Source organism: Streptomyces sp. CHD11 (genome assembly GCF_018638295.1).
Classification (GTDB): Bacteria; Actinomycetota; Actinomycetes; order Streptomycetales; family Streptomycetaceae; genus Streptomyces.
Map to the genome: position 1 here is coordinate 371,531 of NZ_JABTTS010000010.1, position 20,087 is coordinate 391,617.

Below are 20,087 nucleotides of genomic sequence, written 5' to 3' on the forward strand. Positions count from 1 at the left end.
CCCGGCGGCTCAGAAGCCGTAGCCCATCCGCCGGGACAGCTCCGCCGCCGCTGCCGCCGTCCGGTCGCCCAGCCGGGGCAGCCGCTCAGCCGTGAGCCGGTACACCGGCCCCGAGACACTGATCGCCGCGATCACCGAGCCGTCGTGCGAGCGGACCGGAGCCGCGACGGCGGCGAGGCCCACCTCCAGCTCCTCCAGCGTCACGGCGTACTCCCGCTCGAAGACCTTCTCCAGTTCACCGCGGAGTACCGGTGCCTCGGTGATCGTGTGCTCCGTGAACCGGTGCAGCGGGCCGCTGAGGCGGCTCTCCCGCAGGACGGGCGGCATATGGGCCAGAAACACCTTGCCGCTGGACGTGGCGTGCAGCGGAGTGCGCCGGCCGAGCCAGTTCTGCGCCGTGACCGACGCCGTGCCGCGGGCCTGCATGATGTAGACGGCCGCGTCCTCGTCCGGCACCGCCATGTTCACCGTCTCGCCCAGTTCGTCCGCGAGGTCCCGGCACACCGGGACCCCCTCCTGCGAGATGTCGAGCCGCAGCGCGGCCGCCCCCGCCAGACGCAGTACGCCGGCCCCCAGACGGTACTTGCCGTGGTCCTTGGTCTGAGCCACCAGACCCCGGTTCTCCAGCACACCGAGCAGCCGGAAAGCGGTGGACTTGTGCACCCCCAGCTCGCCGGCGATCTCGGTGACGCCCGCCTCGCCGTGCCGGGCGAGGATCTCCAGAACGCTCACGGCGCGGTCCACGGACTGAACGGCACTCGTCGTGCCCTTCCCGGGCTCGTTCCGCGCGCGGGTCATGGATCCGGCTCTCGTCATCCGTCGGACAGTTGCGCAGGACGCGCGCGTGCGCGCCGTGCGGAACCCTCAGGGTACCGAGAGCCCGCTTCGCGACGGCGCCGGCAAGTCCGCACCGCACGGGTTCCCGCACGGTTCAGGGGTGCGACAGCTGCCCGGCTCCGCCGCGCCGGCGTATTCGAGTCCGGGCACGCTGAGCGGACCGCTCCTGACGGCGGGCGCGGTGCCGCTCGCGTCGCAGGGCGCGCGCCGTGCTGCTGGGCATGGACACCACCCCATGGCGCTGGTTCCAGACCTGGCGGGTCACCCACACGTCCAGCGCCGCCCAGGTGGCCAGAATCGTACTGACGACGCTGCTGATGACCATGGGGAACGCCAGCCAGGACCCGGCCAGTGTGCACAGAAAGGCCACCATGGCCTGAATCAGCGTCACGGCGATGACGATCACCGCCCGCACGGCCGCCGTACGCACCGGATCGGGCAGCCGGCGTCGCCGCGCCGGCTCCTCGACCCACAGCGTCCGGTGGGGTGCCCGCTCGCGGGTGCCGACGGATCCACCCGTGTCCCCCGGGGCCGTCCGCCCCGCATCCGGCCCCCGGTTCGCCCGAGCCCCGCCGTGCGCGGTCGTCGCGGCGGCCTGCCCGCCGGCCGGTACGCGCCCGGCCACGGGTGTCCCGCGACCCGGCCCGCCTGCGTCCGGCCGCGACGCCACCTGTACCGCCGCGTCCTCTTCGGGCGCTTCGCGCCGCTCCGCCGTGCCCATCACCGTGTCACTCCCCATCGCCAGCAGACCACTCGCCCATGTCCGAAGACCCGACTCCCCAGTGGCTGCCCGGCTTGCGCTGTTTTACGCCGCCCGGGTACGGGACGCGGCTCCTGTGGCCGATTCCGCCCCCATTTCCCACAGAGAAGGACGAACAGCACGCTGTGAAGATTCCCGGATGGGAAAGAATTCGGCCAACACCACATGCCCGTCCGGACGGTCGGCCGGCCGAACGCGCCCCGCGTCCCGGGAGGCAATCTCCCGCAATGGCCGGACATCTCCCCATCTCCCTTCACCCCGACGGAACTTCAGCTTCCGGACATGTCTTCGAGTTGACCCCGGTGCGGTAGTAGGCTCGCGCCGTTTGTTGACGCACATGTGTACCCCCGGTCGCCCGGGGGCCGAGCTGGGGGAGGCCATGCGCTTTCGCGGGAAGTCCATCCGCCGGAAGATCGTGGCGCTGCTTCTCGTGCCGCTGGTGTCCCTGACCACGATCTGGGCCTTCACCACCGTGCTCACGGGCCGCGAGGCAAGCCATCTGTTCGACGTGTCGTCGGTGATGGAGGAGGTCGGTTTCCCCGTCGAGGACACCGTGCGCGTCCTCCAGCAGGAGCGCCGGCAGACCCTCGTCCATCTCGCCGACCCCCGCGCCTCCGACGGACTCGCCGCCCTCCGGCGCAGCCGGGCCGCCACCGACGAGGCCATCGGCGTCGTCCGCAGAAGCGCGGACGACGCCGACGTGCGGGAGGCCATGCACGGAGACTCCGGTGAACTGAGCGCGGTGCTGGAATCCTTCAACGGCATCGAGTCCCTGCGCCGCAGCGTCGAGGACGGTACCGTCGACCGCTCCCAGGCCCTCGACCTCTACAACGGGCTGATCGACCCGTGCTACGTGCTGCTGGCCAATCTGCACGTGGTCGACGACGTCGAGCTCGACAAGCAGTACCGCGCTCTCGTCAGCCTCGCCCGCGCCCGCGAACTGCTCTCCCGCGAGGACGCTCTGCTCGGTTCCGCGCTCATCGTCGGCAAGCTGTCCCGAGCCGAAGTGCGGGACGTCTCCGACTTCGTCGCCCAGCGCACGCTGCTGTACGACGCCGGCCTGCCGCAGCTGCCCCCGGCCGAACGCGACCGCTACGAGACGTTCTGGAAGAACGCCGCCTCCGCCCCGCTGCGCGTGGGCGAGGAGGCCGCGGTCTCCTCCGGTACCGGACCGCCCCGCGGGATCACCGCGAAGAGCTGGGACACCGCCGCCGGCCAGGTGCTCGACGAACTCGGCACCCTCAACGACCAGGCCACCGACCGCTACCAGGACCGCGTCCGCCCCGTCGCCATGGGCGTCATCGGCCAGGCCGTCATCGCCGGCGTCCTCGGACTCATCGCCCTGCTGGTCTCCCTCTTCCTCTCCGTACGCGTCGGCCGCGGCCTCGTCCGCGACCTCCACAAGCTCCGCCTGGAGGCCCACGAGGCGTCCGGCGTGCGGCTGCCCAGCGTGATGCGCCGCCTCTCGGCCGGCGAACAGGTCGACGTCGAGACCGAGGTGCCGCGCCTGGAGTACGACAAGAATGAGATGGGCGAGGTCGGCCAGGCCCTCAACACCCTCCAGCGCGCGGCCGTGGAGGCCGCCGTCAAACAGGCCGAACTGCGCGCCGGTGTCTCCGACGTCTTCGTCAACCTCGCCCGCCGCAGCCAGGTACTGCTGCACAAGCAGCTCACCCTCCTGGACGCCATGGAGCGCAGGACCGAGGACACCGAGGAACTCGCCGACCTCTTCCGCCTGGACCACCTGACCACCCGTATGCGCCGGCACGCCGAGGGCCTGGTGATCCTGTCCGGCGCCGCGCCCTCCCGGCAGTGGCGCAAACCCGTCCAGCTCATGGACGTCGTACGCGCCGCCGTCGCGGAGGTCGAGGACTACGAGCGCATCGAGGTCCGCCGGCTGCCGAGGGTCGCCGTGACCGGACCGGCCGTCGCCGACCTCACCCACCTCACGGCCGAACTGCTGGAGAACGCGACGGTGTTCTCCCCGCCGCACACCGCCGTCCAGGTCGTCGGCGAGCGCGTGGCCAACGGCTTCACCCTGGAGATCCACGACCGCGGGCTCGGCATGGCGGCCGACGCGCTTCTGGACGCCAACCTCCGGCTCGCGGAGACCCCGGAGTTCGAACTCTCCGACACCGACCGGCTCGGACTGTTCGTGGTCAGCCGTCTCGCCCAGCGGCAGAACGTCCGGGTCTCCCTGCAGCCCTCCCCGTACGGCGGCACCACGGCGGTCGTCTTCATCCCCGACGCCCTGCTGTCGGACGACATCCCGGACACCAACGGCGTCGGCTTCCGCCTCGACCGGCCCCAGCGCTCCAAGGAGAGGGAACCCGAGGAGAGCCGCCGTGTCGCTCTCTCCCAGGTGCCCGTACAGCTGCCCCGGCTGCCCGCCTCGGTGCTGGACGGCCCCGTCGAACTGGAAGCTCCCGTGGACCTGGACGCCCTCGAGGGCTTCCCCGGCGCCCTGGGCGACGGGGAGAGCGAGGAGAGCGGGCTCTACCGCCCCCGCCGCTCCCTGTCCGGCACCAAGGACGAGCGGCCCGGCCGCGGCCGCGAGCCCCACCGGCAGACTTCCGGTATCACGAAGGACCCGGACGACCGGACCAGCACACCGGCTTCACTCACCCGCAGGGCCGCTCCCAAGCTGGTCAGCTCGCACGGCCGCCCGGTCCGCGACCAGAGCGTCCGGGGGGAGCGGGCCGACGGGGAAGGGACCGCCGCCTCGCCCACGCGCCCCGAACCGGGAGCAGCGCCGGTGCTGCCCGCCCGGCGCCGCGGTGACGATCCTGCGGGAGACCGCAGTCCCGGGCGCCCGGCCCCGGAGCCCTTGTCCCCGCTGCCCGCCCGCCGCCGCGCCGGACGCCTCTCCGCGGACCCCGAGCGCGAGAAACCGGAGGCACCGCAGGCGCAGACACCGCCGCCCCTGCCCGCCCGCCGGCGGTCCGCCGGCCCCGCCCGCCGCACGGCCGGCGACGCGGAGCACGGCGGAACCCCCGAGGCCGGGCCGCCGGACGGACTTCCCCGGCGCACCGGACCGCCCGCGCCCGTGGTGAACGGACCCGGCGGCTCCCCGTCGGGCCCCGACGCGACGGACACCCCCGCGGCCGGACCCGACGGCGGATCACTGCCCCGGCGGGTACGGCAGGCCAGCCTGGCCCCACAGCTCAAACGCGGCGCCGCCCCGCTGAACGAGAGCAGGGCCGAGCCCGTTGAACGGGACGCGGACGAAGTGCGCAGCCGCATGGCCTCGCTGCAGCGGGGCTGGCAGCGCGGCCGCGAAGAGAACGCCGCGGGCGACGAAGCCGACAGCGGCACAGCACCACGAGGAACGATTAAGGGGGACGGTCGATGACCGCACCGAAGGCCACCGGCCACGCGGAGACCGACAAGGTGGAGCTGAACTGGCTCCTCGACGACCTGGTGGACCGCGTCGCCAGTATCCGCAAGGCGATCGTGCTGTCCGGCGACGGCCTGCCCACGGGCGCGTCCAAGGACCTGACCCGGGAGGACAGCGAGCACCTGGCCGCTGTCGCCTCCGGATTCCACAGCCTCGCCAAGGGCGTGGGCCGTCACTTCGAGGCCGGCGACGTGCGCCAGACCGTCGTCGAACTCGACGAGGCGTTCCTGTTCGTCACCGCCGCGGGTGACGGCAGTTGCCTCGCCGTCCTCGCGGACGCCGACTCCGACGTCGGACAGGTCGCCTACGAGATGACGCTTCTGGTGAAGCGGGTCGGCGCGCATCTGGGCGCCGCACCGCGCACCGATCTGTCCTCGGGCGGGTAGTGGGATGACATGAGCGCTGACGGTCAGGGTAGTAGCCACTGGTTCGACGACGAGGCAGGGCCGGTCGTCCGTCCGTACGCCATGACGCGGGGCCGCACCACCAGTGCGGCCCAGCACCGCCTCGACCTGATCGCGGTGGTCGTCACGGAGCCGCACGCGGACGACCCGGAGGACGACCCCACCCTTTCGCCGGAGCACGTGGACATCGTCGGACTGTGCCGCGGCACCTCGCAGACGGTCGCCGAACTCGCCGCCGAGCTCGACCTGCCGATCGGAGTGGTCCGGGTGCTCGTCGGAGACCTCGTGGACAGCGAATTGGTCCATGTGAACCGGCCCGTCCCCCCGGCCGAGCTGCCCGACGAGAGTATTCTGCGCGACGTGATCAACGGCCTCCGGGCGCTGTGACCGGCGCGGAAGCGGGGTACTGACGTGGCAGGCTGGCAGTTCTGGGTCGACCGGGGCGGCACCTTCACCGACATCGTCGCGCGCCGCCCCGACGGGATGCTGCTCACCCACAAGGTGCTGTCCGACAACCCGGATCCGGAGCAGACCGGCTCCGGCGCGAAGGCGACCGACAGCACGGACGCGGCGGTCGTCGGCGTCCGCGCGCTGCTGGCCGGATCCGACGCCCCGGTCGACGCCGTGCGCATGGGCACCACGGTAGCCACCAACGCCCTGCTCGAACGCAAGGGCGAACGGACACTGCTGGTCATCACCCGTGGCTTCCGCGACGCCCTGCGCATCGCCTACCAGAACCGTCCCCGCATCTTCGCCCGCCGCATCGACCTGCCCGAGCCCCTGTACGACCGGGTCGTCGAGGTGGACGAACGCCTCGCCGCCGACGGGACCGTGCTGCGCCCGCCCGACCTGGACGCCCTCACCGGACCGCTGCAACAGGCCTACGACGACGGGATCCGGGCCGTCGCCGTGGTCTGCGTGCACAGCCATCTGCACCCCGCTCACGAACAGCGGATCGGGGACCTGGCAGCCCGCATCGGCTTCTCCCAGATCTCGCTGTCCAGCGAGGTCAGCCCTCTGATGAAACTCGTCCCGCGCGGCGACACCGCCGTCGTCGACGCCTACCTCTCGCCCGTACTGCGCCGTTACGTCCGCCATGTCGCCGAGGAACTCCAGGGCGTACGACTGATGTTCATGCAGTCCAACGGCGGTCTCACCGAGGCCGGGCAGTTCCGCGGCAAGGACGCCGTCCTGTCCGGGCCGGCCGGCGGCATCGTCGGCATGGCGCGCATGTCGCGGCTCGCCGGATTCGACCGCGTGATCGGGTTCGACATGGGCGGCACCTCCACCGACGTCTCGCACTTCGCGGGCGAGTACGAACGCGTCTTCACCACGCAGATCGCCGGGGTCCGGCTCCGCGCACCCATGCTCGACATCCACACCGTCGCGGCCGGCGGCGGCTCGGTCCTGCACTTCGACGGTTCCCGCTACCGGGTGGGACCGGACTCGGCCGGCGCGGACCCGGGCCCCGCCTGCTACCGGCGCGGCGGACCGCTCACCGTCACCGACGCCAACGTCATGCTCGGCCGGATCCAGCCCGCCCACTTCCCGGCCGTGTTCGGCCCGGACGGCGGCCTGCCGCTCGATGACGCCCTCGTCCGAGACCGCTTCACCGCCCTCGCCGCCGAGATCCACGAACGGACCGGCGACGACCGCACCCCCGAACGGGTCGCCGAGGGCTACCTGCAGATCGCCGTCGCCGACATCGCCGGCGCGGTGAAGCGGATCTCCGTTCAGAAGGGGCACGACATCACCCGGTACGCGCTCACCACCTTCGGCGGGGCGGGCGGTCAGCACGCGTGCATGGTCGCCGACTCCCTCGGCATCCGCACCGTCCTGGTCCCGCCCATGGCGGGTGTCCTGTCCGCACTCGGCATCGGCCTCGCCGACACCACGGCCATGCGGGAACGGTCCGTCGAGGCACCGCTGGACCCCGGCGCGATGCCGGGCGTCCACCGGACCGCCGACGAGCTGGAGACAGCGGCCCGCGCCGAACTCCTCGCCGAGGACGTCCCCGAGGAGCGGATCGAGGTCACCCGCCGCGCGCAGCTGCGCTACGACGGAACCGACACCACCCTCACCGTCGAGCTGACCGAACCCGGCACGATGCGCGGGGTGTTCGAAGAACGCCATCGAGCCATGTACTCCTTCGCCCTCGACCGCCCGATCGTCGTCGAAGCCCTCTCCGTCGAAGCCACCGGCGTCTCGGAACCCCCCGATCTCTCCGCACTCGCTCCTGGTGAGCGCGTCCCCGGACACGACCCCGCGGCCCCCCGGACCGCCCGCCTCCACACCGGCGGCACCTGGGGCCACGTACCCCTCCACCGCCGGGAGGACCTCCCTCCCGGCGAAACCGTCACCGGACCCGCGGTCATCGCGGAGTCCGGTGCGACGACCGTCGTGGACGACGGCTGGCGGGCCACGGCGAGGGACGACGGGCATCTGGTCATGGAACGCGCCGCGGTCACACAGAGTTCCGAAGTGGGCACGGAAGCGGACCCCGTGCTCCTCGAGGTCTTCAACAACCTCTTCATGTCCATCGCCGAACAGATGGGCGCCCGCCTCGAGTCCACCGCCCAGTCCGTCAACATCAAGGAGCGCCTGGACTTCTCCTGCGCCCTCTTCGACCCCCACGGAAACCTGGTGGCCAACGCCCCGCACATCCCCGTCCACCTGGGGTCGATGGGCGCGGGCGTCAGGGAGGTCATCCGGCGGCGCGGCGCCTCCATGCGCCCGGGGGACACCTACGCAGTCAACGACCCGTACCACGGTGGCACCCACCTGCCCGACGTCACCGTGATCACCCCGGTCTTCGGCACGACTCCCGCGGACCGTACGGAGAGTGACCGCAGGGTCCTGTTCCACGTCGCCTCACGCGGTCACCACGCGGAGATCGGAGGAATCGCCCCCGGTTCCATGCCGGCCGACAGCCGCACCATCGACGAGGAGGGCATCCTCTTCGACAACTGGCTGCTCACCGAGGACGGCCGCTTCCGTGAGGAGGAGACCCTCCGCCTCCTCACCGAGGCACCCCACCCCTCCCGCAGTCCGCAGACGAACCTCGCCGACCTGCGTGCCCAGATCGCCGCCAACCGCAAGGGCGTCGACGAGGTGGGCCGCATGATCGAGCACTTCGGACTCGATGTCGTCCAGGCCTACATGAAGCACGTCCAGGACAACGCCGAGGAAGCGGTACGCCGCGTCATCGACGCCCTCGACGACGGCGAGTACGCCTACCGGACGGACTCGGGCGCCGTCATCCGCGTACGCGTCCGGGTGGACCGCGAGAACCGGAGCGCGACCATCGACTTCACCGGCACGTCGGAACAGCTGCCCACCAACTTCAACGCCCCCTTCTCGGTGGTCAACGCCGCCGTCCTCTATGCCTTCCGCACCCTGGTCGCCGACGACATCCCGCTCAACGACGGCTGCCTGCGCCCGCTGACGATCATCGTTCCGCCCGGCTCCATGCTGGCGCCCCGTCCTCCGGCCGCCGTCGTCGCGGGCAACGTCGAAACCTCCCAGGCCGTGACCGGCGCCCTCTACGCGGCCCTCGGCGTCCAGGCCGAGGGCTCCGGCACCATGAACAACGTCACCTTCGGCAACGCACGCCACCAGTACTACGAGACCGTCGCCTCCGGTTCGGGCGCCGGCGACGGTTTCCCGGGCGCGTCCGCCGTACAGACCCACATGACCAACTCCCGGCTCACCGATCCCGAGATCCTGGAGTGGCGACTGCCCGTCCGGCTCGAGGAATTCGCGGTCCGCCGGGGCAGCGGAGGCGCCGGACGGTGGCCCGGCGGCGACGGAGCCGTGCGCCGGCTCCGCTTCCTGGAACCCATGACCGTCTCCACGCTGTCCCAGCACCGCAGGGTCCCGCCGTACGGTATGGCGGGCGGAGCTCCCGGAGCCCCGGGCGCCAACCGGGTCGAACGGGCCGACGGCACGGTCACCCGGCTCGCCGGCAGCGACTCGGCGGAACTCGGCGCCGACGACGTACTCGTCATCGAAACCCCCGGCGGCGGGGGATACGGCCCGCCGCCCGAAACCCATCAAGCAGGAGAAGAGATCGATGATCTTCGGGCGTACTGAGCGCGGCAAGCCCCCGGTCGAGCCCGTCACGCTCAAGATCCTGGTGGCCGGTGGCTTCGGCGTGGGCAAGACCACGCTCGTCGGCGCGGTCAGTGAGATCAGGCCGCTGCGCACCGAGGAACTCCTCACCGAGGCCGGGCGGCCGGTCGACGACACCAGCGGTGTGGAAGCGAAGAACACCACGACCGTGGCCATGGACTTCGGCCGCATCACGCTCCGCGAGGACCTGGTGCTGTACCTCTTCGGCACACCCGGCCAGGAGCGGTTCTGGTTCATGTGGGACGAACTGTCCGAAGGCGCCCTGGGAGCCGTCGTCCTCGCCGACACCCGGCGTCTGGAGGACTGCTTCGCCGCCATCGACTACTTCGAGCGGCGCTCCATACCCTTCCTCGTCGGTGTCAACCGCTTCGACGGGGCGGCCCGCTACCCGGACGAGGACATCCGCCGGGCCCTCGACCTCGACGAGCAGGTACCGCTGCTGACAGGGGACGCGCGGGACCGCGAGTCGGTCAAGGAGGTCCTCATCAGCCTCGTCCAGCACGCCATGGCCCAGGCCTCCCAACGACGGGCGGTCACCACCTGAGGAGACGCGGTGGCCCCGTACTCCGCCGGACGGAGTACGGGGCCACCACGCGCGTGGGGCCGGTCGTCGCCCCCGCCCTCCTTCCCGGGCCGGGGATCTTCTCCACCTCAGCTCACCCGGCCCGCTCCCACACCCCGGTCGCGAGCTCACCCGCGCAGGCGGCTGTCAGGCAGGCCGGCCCAGCGATCCGGGGTGGCACCGCGGTGTTCTCCGGCGCTCAGGGAACGCCAGGGCCGCCGACCGGAACGATGGCCGGCCACCGGCTTCCCCGGCGAGCCGGCTCCTGATAGACGCAGGAGACATGACACGACTCTCCACCGCGGTACGCGGACTGGCCGTCACCGTCGCCGCCCTGCTCGCCGCGACCGCCGCGTCCGCCCCCGCCCGGGCGAAGCCCGAACCCAAGGCCCCCCGGGACTTCGTGGCGCTGAACAGCGTGGACCCGACGATCATCGAGGAGATCCGCTACCTCACCCCGCACAACTTCGTCGGCGGTCCCGTCGACGGCTACCGGCAGTCCCTGTGCATCCTCACCCGGCCGGCGGCCCGGGCACTCCACACCGCCCAGCGCGCACTGCTGCGCCGGGGTTACTCCCTCAAGGTGTACGACTGTTACCGGCCGCAGCGCGCGGTGGACCACTTCGTGCGCTGGGCCAAGGACCTCGACGACCAGAGAACGAAGGCCGAGTTCTATCCGAACGTCGACAAGAGCCGCCTGTTCGCCGACGGTTACATCGCCGAGAAGTCCGGCCACAGCCGCGGTTCGACGGTGGACCTCACCCTCGTGAAGCTTCCCGCCGGACCGGCCCGGCCCGCCACGCCGCACCACCCCGGGCCGCCACTCACCCCCTGCTTCGCTCCCCAGGACGAGCGCTCTCCCGACACTTCCGTGGACATGGGGACCGGCTACGACTGTTTCGACACCCTCAGCCACACCCTCGACCCGCGCATCCGGGGAGAACAGCGCGCCAACCGGCTGCTGCTCAAGAACACCCTGGAGGGTCTCGGATTCGTGAACCTGGCCGAGGAATGGTGGCACTACACCTTCGAGCCCGAGTCCTATCCGGACACCTACTTCGACTTCCCGGTGTCCCACAGGTCGCTCGCCGGCCGCCGCTGACCGACCTGCCCAAGACGCCGCCACCGTGATCGGATACAGTCCCGCGCGTGTCCGAAACTCCTGCCCCGGCTCCCAACTCCGCGCCGGGCTCCCACTGTTCGAGCTGCGGCGCCCCGTACGGGGAGGGCGTCTCCGGCTGGCCCCGCACCTGCCCGGCCTGCCGCGCCACCGCCTACCGCAACCCCCTTCCCGTCGCCGTGGCACTCCAGCCCGTGTACGACACACGGGGCACCGCCCTGGTCGTCATCACCCGGGCCATCGCCCCCGCGCGGGGCGGCACGGCCCTGCCCGGCGGCTTCATCGACCACCGGGAGGACTGGCGCCGGGCGGTCGTCCGTGAACTGCGCGAAGAGACCGGCATCGAAGCGGCGAGCCGCGACGTCCGCCTCGCCGACGCCATGAGCTCACCCGACGGACACCTGCTGCTGTTCGGACTCCTGCCGGAACGTTCCGCGGAGGACCTGCCCTCCTTCGCCCCCACCGGCGAGACCGAGGGCCGGCACCTGCTGCGCCGCCCCGAGGAACTCGCCTTCCCCCTGCACACCGTGGCGGTACGGGCGTGGTTCGAGGGCCGCTACATCTAACCCGCCTCCGATCCGAGCCCGCGCACCCGCACCGGCCAGGACGTCTCGCCGACGCCGTCCCCGCCCTCCCGCTCGACAACGATCCGCGCGCCCGACCGACGGACCGTGAACCGCTCGATCTCCGGTTCCTCCCACCCGTCACCCACATCCGGCACGAACAGCCCGCCCCCGGTCCGTCCCCGGGCGGGCGCCCACACCTCGAGCTCCGTACCACCGTCCTGCCCGCGCACCGGAACAACAGCGCCACCACGCGCGAACACCGGGATCCTGCCCAGGGGTGCGTCGACCACCACCCGAGCCGGGCCCTCGTACGCCCTGCCCGTCGCCGTGTCGTACCACCTCCCGGGCGGCAGCCGGACGGCCCGCCGGTCCACCCCCGGACCGAGCACCGGCGCCACCAGCAGACAGTCACCGAGGAGGAAGGCGTCCTCGCAGTCGCGCAACAGACGCTCCTCCGGCGCCGACCACCACAACGGCCGCACGTAGGGGGCTCCGGTACGCCTGGCCAGGTGCGCCAGCGTCATGAAGTACGGAAACAGCCTCCGGCGTTCCACGAGCGCCGCGCGGGCGTGGCCCAGAACCTCGGCGCCGAGCTCCCACGGCTCCCCGCCGCCGGTACCGGCACACGTGCGGAACAGCGGCAGATAGGCCCCCAGCTGGAGTCGGCGCAGATACAACTCCGGAGACCTGACCCCGTCACACCCGCCGGCATCCGGGCCCGAGTACGGGATTCCGCACAACCCCAGCCCCAGCACCAGCGCCAGTGACGCCCGCAACCCCGGCCAGCCCGCCCCCGACTCGCCCGACCACACGCCCGCATAGCGCTGCACACCGGCCCACCCGGAGCGCGCCAGCACGAACGGCCGCTCCCCGGGCTCCCGGGTCCGCACTCCCTCGTACGCGGCCCGGGCCATGCACAAGCCGTAGACGTTGTGCGCCTCACGGTGATCACCGCCCCGTCCGTCCAGGGCGTGCCCGGCCGACCGCGGCAGCGTCCGCTCACCGAACGCCAGGAACGAGGTCGGCTCGTCCAGCGTGTGCCAGAAGCCGGTGAACCCCCGGGCCAGCCGCTCCGCGTACAACGAACCCCACCACGCCCGCACGTCAGCCCGGGTGAAGTCCGGGAAGACGGCGTCCCCGGACCACGAGACTCCCCGGACGACCTCCCCGGCAGCCCCCCGCACGAAGGCGTCCCGGCCCACCCCGTCGTCGTGCACGGGAGTGCCGGGCATCACCGCGACGGCGGGACCGACGACCGACACCAGCCGGATCCCCTCCCGCCGCAGCTCGTCCGCGAGGACCGGCAGCTTCGGGAACCGCTCCTCGTCGACGGTGAACTCCCGCAGGGAGTCGAGGTGCCCGGCGCCCAGGTGCACGGCGTCCAGCGGCAGCCGGTGCTCACGATGGCCCCCGACCACCGTCCGCACCTCCTCCTCCCCACCGTCACCCCATCGCGCGTGGTGGTGGCCGAGCGCCCACGCGGGAGGCAGCACCGGGGCCCCGGTGAGCGACGCCCAGGCGAACAGCACCCGCGCGGGGGTGCCCACCATCACCCAGCAGCGCAGCGGGCCGCCGTCCATCCGCAGCTCACTCGTCCCGGCCCGGTCGTGCCCGGAACCGGCCCCCTCCTCGCCCTCCCGCAGGGTCACCGCGCCGTCCCAGGAACTGTCGTGGAACACCAGATGGGTGCCCGCGTCGGCCACCACCATCTGGGCCGGCATCGTGACGGACGCAGGTCCGCCACCGCGCCGGGACGCACGGCCCGGACCGGTGTTCCACAACCGGTACACGCCGTCCCGCAGCCGGGGGCCCGTCGCGCGCCCTCCGAGACCGAAGAAGCGGGCGTCCGCCGCCACCTCCGACCGCTGCGACCACCGCGCAGTGCCGTCGCCGACCGGTTCCCACCAGCGCGGCGGCAGATCCCGCCGCAGCGACACGCCGCCGGGGGTGAGCACCTCGACCGCGCCGTGCCGTGAGACCACCACCGTCATGCGCTCGGCCACCACACGCCAGCCACCGTCCTTGTCCGGTTCCAGCGCCGCACGCGGATCCGGATCGGGGCAGCGGCCGGCCAGCGCGTACGACGGCTCGGGAGCGGCCCCGTCCCAGCCCCAGAAAACAGCCCCGTTCACCGCGACGAAGATCCGCAGGTCGGAGCGGCCGAACCTGACCAGCCCGCCCCCGGGCCCCGGCTCCACCTCCCGCACGGTCCCGGGCACCCGCGCCCGCACCGGCCCCCGCGGCGGCAGCCCTCCGGCGTCCGCCCGCCGCCTGCGCCACGCCGCCCGGACCGTACGCAACCCCTGAGCCGCCCCCGCCGGACCGACCGATCTCATCGAACGCACCAGGTCACGACCGTCCATGTTGCTCACCCTGTCATCGATCGCGTCCCGCGCGGGTGCCGTTCAACTCCCGTTCATCCGTGATCGGACCACACGCTCACGACGCGGACCGTGCGGGGGTGCCCTGGTGCGCAAGTCGATCACGTGGCATCGTCCCTTCCAGCCGCGTCACGCGCACACCCCAGCCCGTGCGCGCACGACGCACACCACGCGCACAGTCCGGGAGCCCTCCATGCCGACCGAGAACCCTCAGCCGCTCTGGCAGCCGGATCCGGAACGGATCGCCCAGGCGCGGATCACCGCATTCCAGACATGGGCCGCCGTACACCACGACGCCCCCGCCGAGGGCGGCTACGCCGCACTCCACCGCTGGTCGGTGGAGGAACTGGACACCTTCTGGCAAGCGGTCACGGAGTGGTTCGACGTCCGCTTCCCGACGCCGTACACGCGGGTGCTGGGCGACCGCTCCATGCCCGGTGCCCAGTGGTTCCCCGGAGCGACGCTGAACTACGCCGAGCACGCCCTGCGCGCGGCCGGGTCCCGCGCGGACGAACCGGCCCTGCTGTACGTGGACGAGACCCACGAACCGACCTCCGTCACCTGGACCGAGCTGCGCCGCCAGGTCGGCTCCCTCGCCGCCGGACTGCGCTCCCTCGGAGTACGCCCGGGAGACCGCGTCAGCGGCTACCTGCCGAACATCCCGCAGGCGGTCGTCGCCCTCCTCGCCACCGCGGCCGTCGGCGGCGTGTGGACGTCCTGTGCCCCCGACTTCGGAGCCCGCAGCGTCCTCGACCGCTTCCAGCAGGTCGAACCCGTCGTCCTGTTCACCGTCGACGGCTACCGCTACGGCGGCAGGGAGCACGACCGCCGGGACGTCGTCGCCGAACTGCGCGGCGAACTGCCCACCCTGCGCGCCGTCGTCCACATCCCCCTCCTCGGCACCGAGGCCCCCGAGGGCGCACTCGACTGGTCCGCACTCATCTCCGCGGACACCGAGCCGGTCTTCGAGCCGGTGCCCTTCGACCACCCGCTGTGGGTGCTCTACTCCAGCGGCACCACCGGCCTGCCCAAGGCGATCGTCCAGTCCCAGGGCGGCATCCTCGTCGAACACCTCAAGCAACTCGGGCTCCACTGCGACCTGGGCCCCGAGGACCGCTTCTTCTGGTACACGTCGACCGGCTGGATGATGTGGAACTTCCTCGTCTCCGGTCTCCTGACCGGAACGACGATCGTCCTGTACGACGGCAGCCCCGGCTACCCCGACACCGGGGCCCAGTGGCGGATCGCCGAACGCACCCGGGCCACCCTCTACGGCACCTCCGCCGCCTACGTCATGGCCTGCCGCAAGGCGGGCGTGCACCCCTCGCGCGACTTCGACCTCTCCACCGTCACTTGCGTCGCGACCACCGGCTCCCCCCTGCCCCCCGACGGTTTCCGCTGGCTGCACGACGAGGTCCGCGACGATCTGTGGATCGCCTCGGTCAGCGGAGGCACGGACGTGTGCTCCTGCTTCGCGGGAGCCGTACCGACCCTCCCCGTCCATGTCGGCGAGCTCCAGGCGCCCGGTCTCGGAACCGATCTGCAGTCCTGGGACCCGAGCGGCAAGCCCCTGACCGACGAGGTCGGCGAACTCGTCGTCACCAACCCGATGCCGTCCATGCCCATCCGGTTCTGGAACGACCCCGACGGCAGCCGCTACCACGACAGCTACTTCGACACCTACCCCGGCGTCTGGCGGCACGGCGACTGGATCACCATCACCTCGAGGGGCTCGGTCGTCATCCACGGCCGCTCCGACTCCACCCTCAACCGGCAGGGCGTCCGCATGGGCTCGGCCGACATCTACGAAGCCGTGGAACGACTCCCCGAGATCAGGGAATCCCTCGTCATCGGCGTCGAACAACCGGACGGCGGCTACTGGATGCCCCTGTTCGTCCACCTGGTCCCCGGCGCCACTCTGGACGAGGACCTCCTCAAGCGCATCAAGGACACCATCCGCCGGCAGCTCTCACCGCGCCACGTCCCCGATGAGATCATCGAGGTGCCCGGGGTCCCGCACACCCTCACCGGCAAACGCATCGAGGTCCCGGTCAAGCGCCTTCTCCAGGGCACCCCCCTGGAGAAAGCGGTCAATCCCGGCTCCATCGACAACCTCGACCTGCTCGCCTTCTACGAGGACATCGCCCGCAACCGCGCCTGAACCCGCCGGGTCACCCTCCGCGTACGCCCTCGTCTTCCCCTCCCCGCTGTCAGTGCCACCGATTACTGTGAGTGAGCATTGATCGACTGTGCAGAGGGGGAGACATGACGTCCACCGACCACCGGACCCTGCGACGGGTCCTGCGCCGCGAAATCACCGGCACCATCGGTCTGCTGACCGACGAGCACGACTTCCGTGCCATGCGGCGCTACCGCAGCTTCGTCTTCGACGACCACACCATCTACCTCCGGCACATGGAGGCCGTCCTCAGGACACGCGCCCTGCGGGGCAGCCACACCACCGTGGCGCTCTTCGACCCGGCGGACTACGCGGAGTACTGCGAGCGAACGGGCGTCGATCCCGACAGCCACACCAGCCGTGCCCGGTACACGGCCGAACTCGCCTCCACCGGGCCCACGGTCCCCTACGACGGCCGGCCGCTGGCCGACCTCCTGCCCAGCCTCATCGACGAGGCCGTCCGCCAGGTGACCCGGGAGTACGCGGCCACGATCCTCGCCCGCCTCGGCGCCTGCGTCTCCTGCGGCGAGGACCTGGGCCGCGCCGCCCTCACCCGCGCATCGCACCTCCTGCGACGGATCCTCGACACGGCGCCGACCGGCGAGCTTCACCTCGTGTGCAGCGTCTTGGGACCACCCGGGACACTCGTCGCCGTCCTGCACGCCGACGACATCTGCGGCCGTCCCGAACTCGACGCGTCCGAAGCGCTCGAATTCACCACCGTCCTCGCCGTCGGCCTCGCCTCCGCGAGCCCCGGGGGACTGGTCATGCGGATCAGCGAACCAGGCGCCCCCGACCGAGTCCACGGCTGGCGGCTGCGCGCCTACGGTCTCGAACCCCTGACGGCCGGCGAGGTCTTCGACGCCTACTGCACCGACGCCGAATCCGGAGACCTCATCGCCCCGGAGTCCAACGTCGACTACTGCGAACCCCCCGACCTGGGAGAGGAGGGCGGACCGAGCCCTGCCCACGGTCACTGAGCCGGACGCGCGGGCGGGGCGTTCCACCGCGTGGAACGCCCCGCCCGGGAACCGGCCGAGTTCCGGCTACTCGCCCGACAGCACCGCCTGCGCGGCGTTACGGGCATCCTCGGCACTGTCCGCCGCCCGGGCGGCCGCCGCAGCCCGCTCGCACTGCGCCAGCGTGAACTTCGCCAGTGACGCCCGCACATACGGCAGAGACGCCGCACCCATGGAGAGAGAGGTGACCCCCAGACCCGTCAGCACACAGGCCAGCAGCGGATCGGAAGCGGCCTCACCACAGACGCCGCAGCTCTTGCCCTCGGCCTGCGCCGCCTCGGCGGCCAGCGCCACCAGGTCGAGCAGCGCGGGCTGCCAGGGGTCCTGCAACCGGGAGACGGCGCCCACCTGACGGTCCGCGGCGAACGTGTACTGCGCGAGATCGTTCGTGCCCAGCGACAGGAACTCCACCTCCCGCAGCACCGAGCGCGCCCGCAGCGCGGCCGACGGGATCTCGACCATCACGCCGACCTTCGCCCGCAGCCCGGCCTCCCGGCACGCATCCGCGAAGGCCTTGGCGTCGGCCCGGTCCGCCACCATGGGGGCCATGACCTCCAGGTGGACGGGAAGCCCTTCCCCGGCCTTGGCCAGCGCCGTCAGCTGAGTGCGCAACACCGCCGGATGGTCCAGGAGCGTCCGCAGACCGCGCACACCCAGCGCGGGGTTCGGCTCGTCCGCCGGGGTGAGGAAGTCGAGCGGCTTGTCCGCGCCCGCGTCCAGCACCCGCACCACGACCCGGCCCTCGGGGAACGCCTCGAGCACCTGACGGTACGCGGTGACCTGCTTCTCCTCGGAAGGAGCGTTCTCGCTGTCGTCCAGGAACAGGAACTCGGTACGGAACAGACCGACGCCCTCCGCACCCGCCTCGACCGCCGCCGCCACGTCCGACGGGCCGCCGATGTTGGCCAGCAGCGGCACCTTGTGACCGTCGGCGGTCGCACCGGGCCCGGTCGAGGCGGCCAGCGCCGCCTTGCGCCGGGCCGCCGCGGCCTCGAGCTGCGCCTTCTTCTCCTCGCTCGGGTTCAGGAAGATCTCGCCGGTACTGCCGTCGACCGCTATCAGGGTGCCCTCGGCGAGTTCACCGGCACCCGGCAGGGCCACCACGGCGGGGACACCGAGCGCGCGGGCGAGGATCGCACTGTGGCTGGTGGGCCCGCCCTCCTCGGTGACGAAGCCGAGCACCAGAGTCGGATCGAGCAGCGCCGTGTCCGCGGGCGCCAGATCGCGTGCGACCAGGACATACGGCTCGTCACTGTCCGGCACACCGGGCATGGGGACCCCGAGCAGCCGGGCGACGATACGGTTCCGCACATCGTCGAGGTCGGCCACGCGGCCCGCCAGATACTCGCCGGCGTTCGCCAGCAGCTCGCGGTACGAGGCGAACGCGTCGTACACCGCACGCTCGGCGGAACTGCCGACGGCGATCCGCCGCTCCACGTCGGCCAGCAGCTCGGGATCCTGGGCCATCATGGCCTGCGCCTCGAGCACGGCCTGGGCCTCGCCGCCGGCCAGGTTCCCGCGCGCCGTCAGATCGGCCGCCACCGCTTCCACGGCCTGGCGGGCCCGGCCCTGTTCACGGGCCGCGTCCTCCGCGGGGATCTGCTTGGCGGGCGGCTCGAGCACCGCCGTACCCATGTGCCGGACCTCGCCGATCGCCACACCGTGACTGACACCGACGCCTCGCAGCGTTGTCTCCATTTCACCCGTCTCCGCTAGTGCGGCGGGACCAGCCGCCGCGTTGGTTGTCCTGGTGGCCGTCCGGGACGGCGCCCGGTCACTTCCAGAGGAAGAGACTGTCGCCGGCCTTCACATCGCCGCTGTCACGAAGCTCGGAGAGCGCGTCATCTGTGGCTTCGAGGGCGACGACCGGGCAGACCGGGGACTTGCCGGCGGCCTCCACGGCGACCGGGTCCCAGCGCACGATGCCCTGACCGCGCCGCACCGTGTCGCCCTTGTTCACGAGGAGCTCGAAACCCTCGCCGTTGAGCTGCACGGTGTCGATACCGAGGTGGGTGAGCACGCCGTGCCCGCTCTCGTCGACGACGACGAAGGCGTGCGGGTGCAGTGAGACGATCACGCCGTCGACGGGGGAGACGGCCTCGGAGGGTTCCCGAGCGGGGTCGATCGCGGTCCCGGGGCCGACCATGGCCCCGGAGAAGACCGGATCGGGCACGGACGCCAGTCCGATGGCCCGCCCTGAGAGCGGGGACGTCACGGTGGTCATGGGAAGCCTCCCAAGAAGTGGAGATCTGTACGAGCGCCGTCACTGCCTGTCTCCGGCGTGTTCTGTTCAGCAGCGTATGCCACACGTCGTACCGGTTCCGGCGGGCAGGTCCGGATCTGTGGCCTGGACAAGAGGTCTAGACCACCCATGGTAATCGATTTGCACGGCGTCCGCGACTCTGTGTAGAGTTGTACTCCTGCTCGGGGATGAGTGACGCGACGAGTGTCCTCGCCCGACAGCAATCCAAATCGCCAGGTCCTCTCCCGGGGGCACCTTCTGCATGTGTGCAGGACGGTGGTCAGGGAGTCGGAGAAACGCTGGTAGGGTTTGGAAACACCGAAGGGAAGCCCGGAGGAAAGCCCGAGAGGGTGAGTACAAAGGAAGCGTCCGTTCCTTGAGAACTCAACAGCGTGCCAAAAGTCAACGCCAGATATGTTGATACCCCGTCCATCCGGTTTCGGATGGTCGAGGTTCCTTTGAAGAAAAACACAGCGAGGACGCTGTGAA

Annotated in this window: 15 protein-coding genes; 9 read left to right on the plus strand and 6 right to left on the minus strand. The window is 71.7% G+C overall.

The window, feature by feature from the left end; translation table 11 throughout:
• Positions 1–9: 9 nt before the first annotated feature.
• Both HTV45_RS14610 and HTV45_RS14615 read right to left on the minus strand, forming a co-directional pair.
• On the minus strand, positions 10–798 hold the full coding sequence (locus HTV45_RS14610; protein ID WP_215206164.1) for an IclR family transcriptional regulator: 789 nt from the start codon (positions 796–798) through the stop codon (positions 10–12).
• Positions 799–931: 133 nt separating this feature from the next.
• The gene (locus HTV45_RS14615; protein WP_215206165.1) at positions 932–1,576 is read right to left on the minus strand and encodes a hypothetical protein; all 645 of its coding nucleotides are present in this window, start codon (positions 1,574–1,576) and stop codon (positions 932–934) included.
• A 400-nt stretch (positions 1,577–1,976) separates the two neighbouring features.
• On the opposite strand from HTV45_RS14615, the gene HTV45_RS14620 reads away from it, so the two are divergent.
• The 7 genes from HTV45_RS14620 to HTV45_RS14650 all read left to right on the plus strand — a co-directional run bounded on the left by HTV45_RS14620 (position 1,977) and on the right by HTV45_RS14650 (position 11,777).
• Positions 1,977–4,949 carry a nitrate- and nitrite sensing domain-containing protein gene (locus HTV45_RS14620; protein ID WP_215206166.1) on the plus strand — a complete coding sequence of 991 codons (2,973 nt, stop codon included), beginning with the start codon at positions 1,977–1,979 and terminating at the stop codon, positions 4,947–4,949.
• Positions 4,946–5,380, plus strand: a complete 435-nt coding sequence (locus HTV45_RS14625) for a roadblock/LC7 domain-containing protein (protein WP_215206167.1) — start codon at positions 4,946–4,948, stop codon at positions 5,378–5,380. Before HTV45_RS14620 ends, HTV45_RS14625 begins: the two co-directional genes overlap by 4 nt.
• A gap of 9 nt (positions 5,381–5,389) precedes the next feature.
• Positions 5,390–5,785, plus strand: a complete 396-nt coding sequence (locus HTV45_RS14630; RefSeq protein WP_215206168.1) for a DUF742 domain-containing protein — start codon at positions 5,390–5,392, stop codon at positions 5,783–5,785.
• Positions 5,786–5,809: 24 nt separating this feature from the next.
• On the plus strand, positions 5,810–9,490 hold the full coding sequence (locus HTV45_RS14635; RefSeq protein ID WP_215206169.1) for a hydantoinase B/oxoprolinase family protein: 3,681 nt from the start codon (positions 5,810–5,812) through the stop codon (positions 9,488–9,490).
• Complete coding sequence (locus HTV45_RS14640; protein WP_215206170.1) at positions 9,471–10,073, plus strand: ATP/GTP-binding protein; 603 nt, start codon at positions 9,471–9,473, stop codon at positions 10,071–10,073. The genes HTV45_RS14635 and HTV45_RS14640 overlap by 20 nt, the downstream gene beginning before the upstream one ends.
• Before the next feature lie 301 nt (positions 10,074–10,374).
• Positions 10,375–11,193: a M15 family metallopeptidase gene (locus tag HTV45_RS14645; RefSeq protein WP_215206171.1), complete on the plus strand. Its 819-nt coding sequence runs from the start codon at positions 10,375–10,377 to the stop codon at positions 11,191–11,193.
• A gap of 47 nt (positions 11,194–11,240) precedes the next feature.
• Positions 11,241–11,777, plus strand: coding sequence for an NUDIX domain-containing protein (locus HTV45_RS14650; RefSeq protein ID WP_215206172.1), 537 nt, complete (start codon positions 11,241–11,243; stop codon positions 11,775–11,777).
• Here the strand turns inward: HTV45_RS14650 and HTV45_RS14655 are convergent.
• Positions 11,774–14,140, minus strand: coding sequence for a glycoside hydrolase family 31 protein (locus HTV45_RS14655; protein ID WP_215206173.1), 2,367 nt, complete (start codon positions 14,138–14,140; stop codon positions 11,774–11,776). The two genes, HTV45_RS14650 and HTV45_RS14655, sit on opposite strands and share 4 nt — an antisense overlap.
• Positions 14,141–14,351: 211 nt before the next feature.
• Between HTV45_RS14655 and HTV45_RS14660 the strand changes: the two genes are divergently transcribed.
• Both HTV45_RS14660 and HTV45_RS14665 read left to right on the plus strand, forming a co-directional pair.
• Positions 14,352–16,319: an acetoacetate--CoA ligase gene (locus HTV45_RS14660; protein ID WP_215206174.1), complete on the plus strand. Its 1,968-nt coding sequence runs from the start codon at positions 14,352–14,354 to the stop codon at positions 16,317–16,319.
• Positions 16,320–16,423: 104 nt separating this feature from the next.
• The gene (locus HTV45_RS14665) at positions 16,424–17,317 is read left to right on the plus strand and encodes a hypothetical protein (RefSeq protein ID WP_215206175.1); all 894 of its coding nucleotides are present in this window, start codon (positions 16,424–16,426) and stop codon (positions 17,315–17,317) included.
• Positions 17,318–17,383: 66 nt separating this feature from the next.
• On the opposite strand, the gene ptsP is transcribed toward HTV45_RS14665, so the two are convergent.
• The 3 genes from ptsP to HTV45_RS14680 all read right to left on the minus strand — a co-directional run.
• Entirely contained in the window at positions 17,384–19,054 is a 1,671-nt protein-coding gene (gene ptsP, locus HTV45_RS14670) for a phosphoenolpyruvate--protein phosphotransferase (RefSeq protein WP_215206176.1), read from the minus strand.
• 76 nt (positions 19,055–19,130) lie between these two features.
• Positions 19,131–19,580, minus strand: coding sequence for a PTS glucose transporter subunit IIA (locus tag HTV45_RS14675; protein WP_215206177.1), 450 nt, complete (start codon positions 19,578–19,580; stop codon positions 19,131–19,133).
• A 298-nt stretch (positions 19,581–19,878) separates the two neighbouring features.
• Positions 19,879–20,087, minus strand: a 209-nt coding sequence (locus HTV45_RS14680) for a hypothetical protein (RefSeq protein ID WP_215206178.1), incomplete at its 5' end; no start/stop codon positions are given.

Coding starts and splice junctions, on each gene's coding strand:
- HTV45_RS14615 (WP_215206165.1), bottom strand. CDS start 1,576: ATGGGGAGTGACACGGTGATGGGCACGGCGGAGCGGCGCGAAGCGCCC.
- ptsP (WP_215206176.1), bottom strand. CDS start 19,054: ATGGAGACAACGCTGCGAGGCGTCGGTGTCAGTCACGGTGTGGCGATC.
- HTV45_RS14645 (WP_215206171.1), top strand. CDS start 10,375: ATGACACGACTCTCCACCGCGGTACGCGGACTGGCCGTCACCGTCGCC.
- HTV45_RS14675 (WP_215206177.1), bottom strand. CDS start 19,580: ATGACCACCGTGACGTCCCCGCTCTCAGGGCGGGCCATCGGACTGGCG.
- HTV45_RS14620 (WP_215206166.1), top strand. CDS start 1,977: ATGCGCTTTCGCGGGAAGTCCATCCGCCGGAAGATCGTGGCGCTGCTT.
- HTV45_RS14665 (WP_215206175.1), top strand. CDS start 16,424: ATGACGTCCACCGACCACCGGACCCTGCGACGGGTCCTGCGCCGCGAA.
- HTV45_RS14640 (WP_215206170.1), top strand. CDS start 9,471: ATGATCTTCGGGCGTACTGAGCGCGGCAAGCCCCCGGTCGAGCCCGTC.
- HTV45_RS14660 (WP_215206174.1), top strand. CDS start 14,352: ATGCCGACCGAGAACCCTCAGCCGCTCTGGCAGCCGGATCCGGAACGG.
- HTV45_RS14610 (WP_215206164.1), bottom strand. CDS start 798: ATGACCCGCGCGCGGAACGAGCCCGGGAAGGGCACGACGAGTGCCGTT.
- HTV45_RS14655 (WP_215206173.1), bottom strand. CDS start 14,140: ATGGACGGTCGTGACCTGGTGCGTTCGATGAGATCGGTCGGTCCGGCG.
- HTV45_RS14625 (WP_215206167.1), top strand. CDS start 4,946: ATGACCGCACCGAAGGCCACCGGCCACGCGGAGACCGACAAGGTGGAG.
- HTV45_RS14630 (WP_215206168.1), top strand. CDS start 5,390: ATGAGCGCTGACGGTCAGGGTAGTAGCCACTGGTTCGACGACGAGGCA.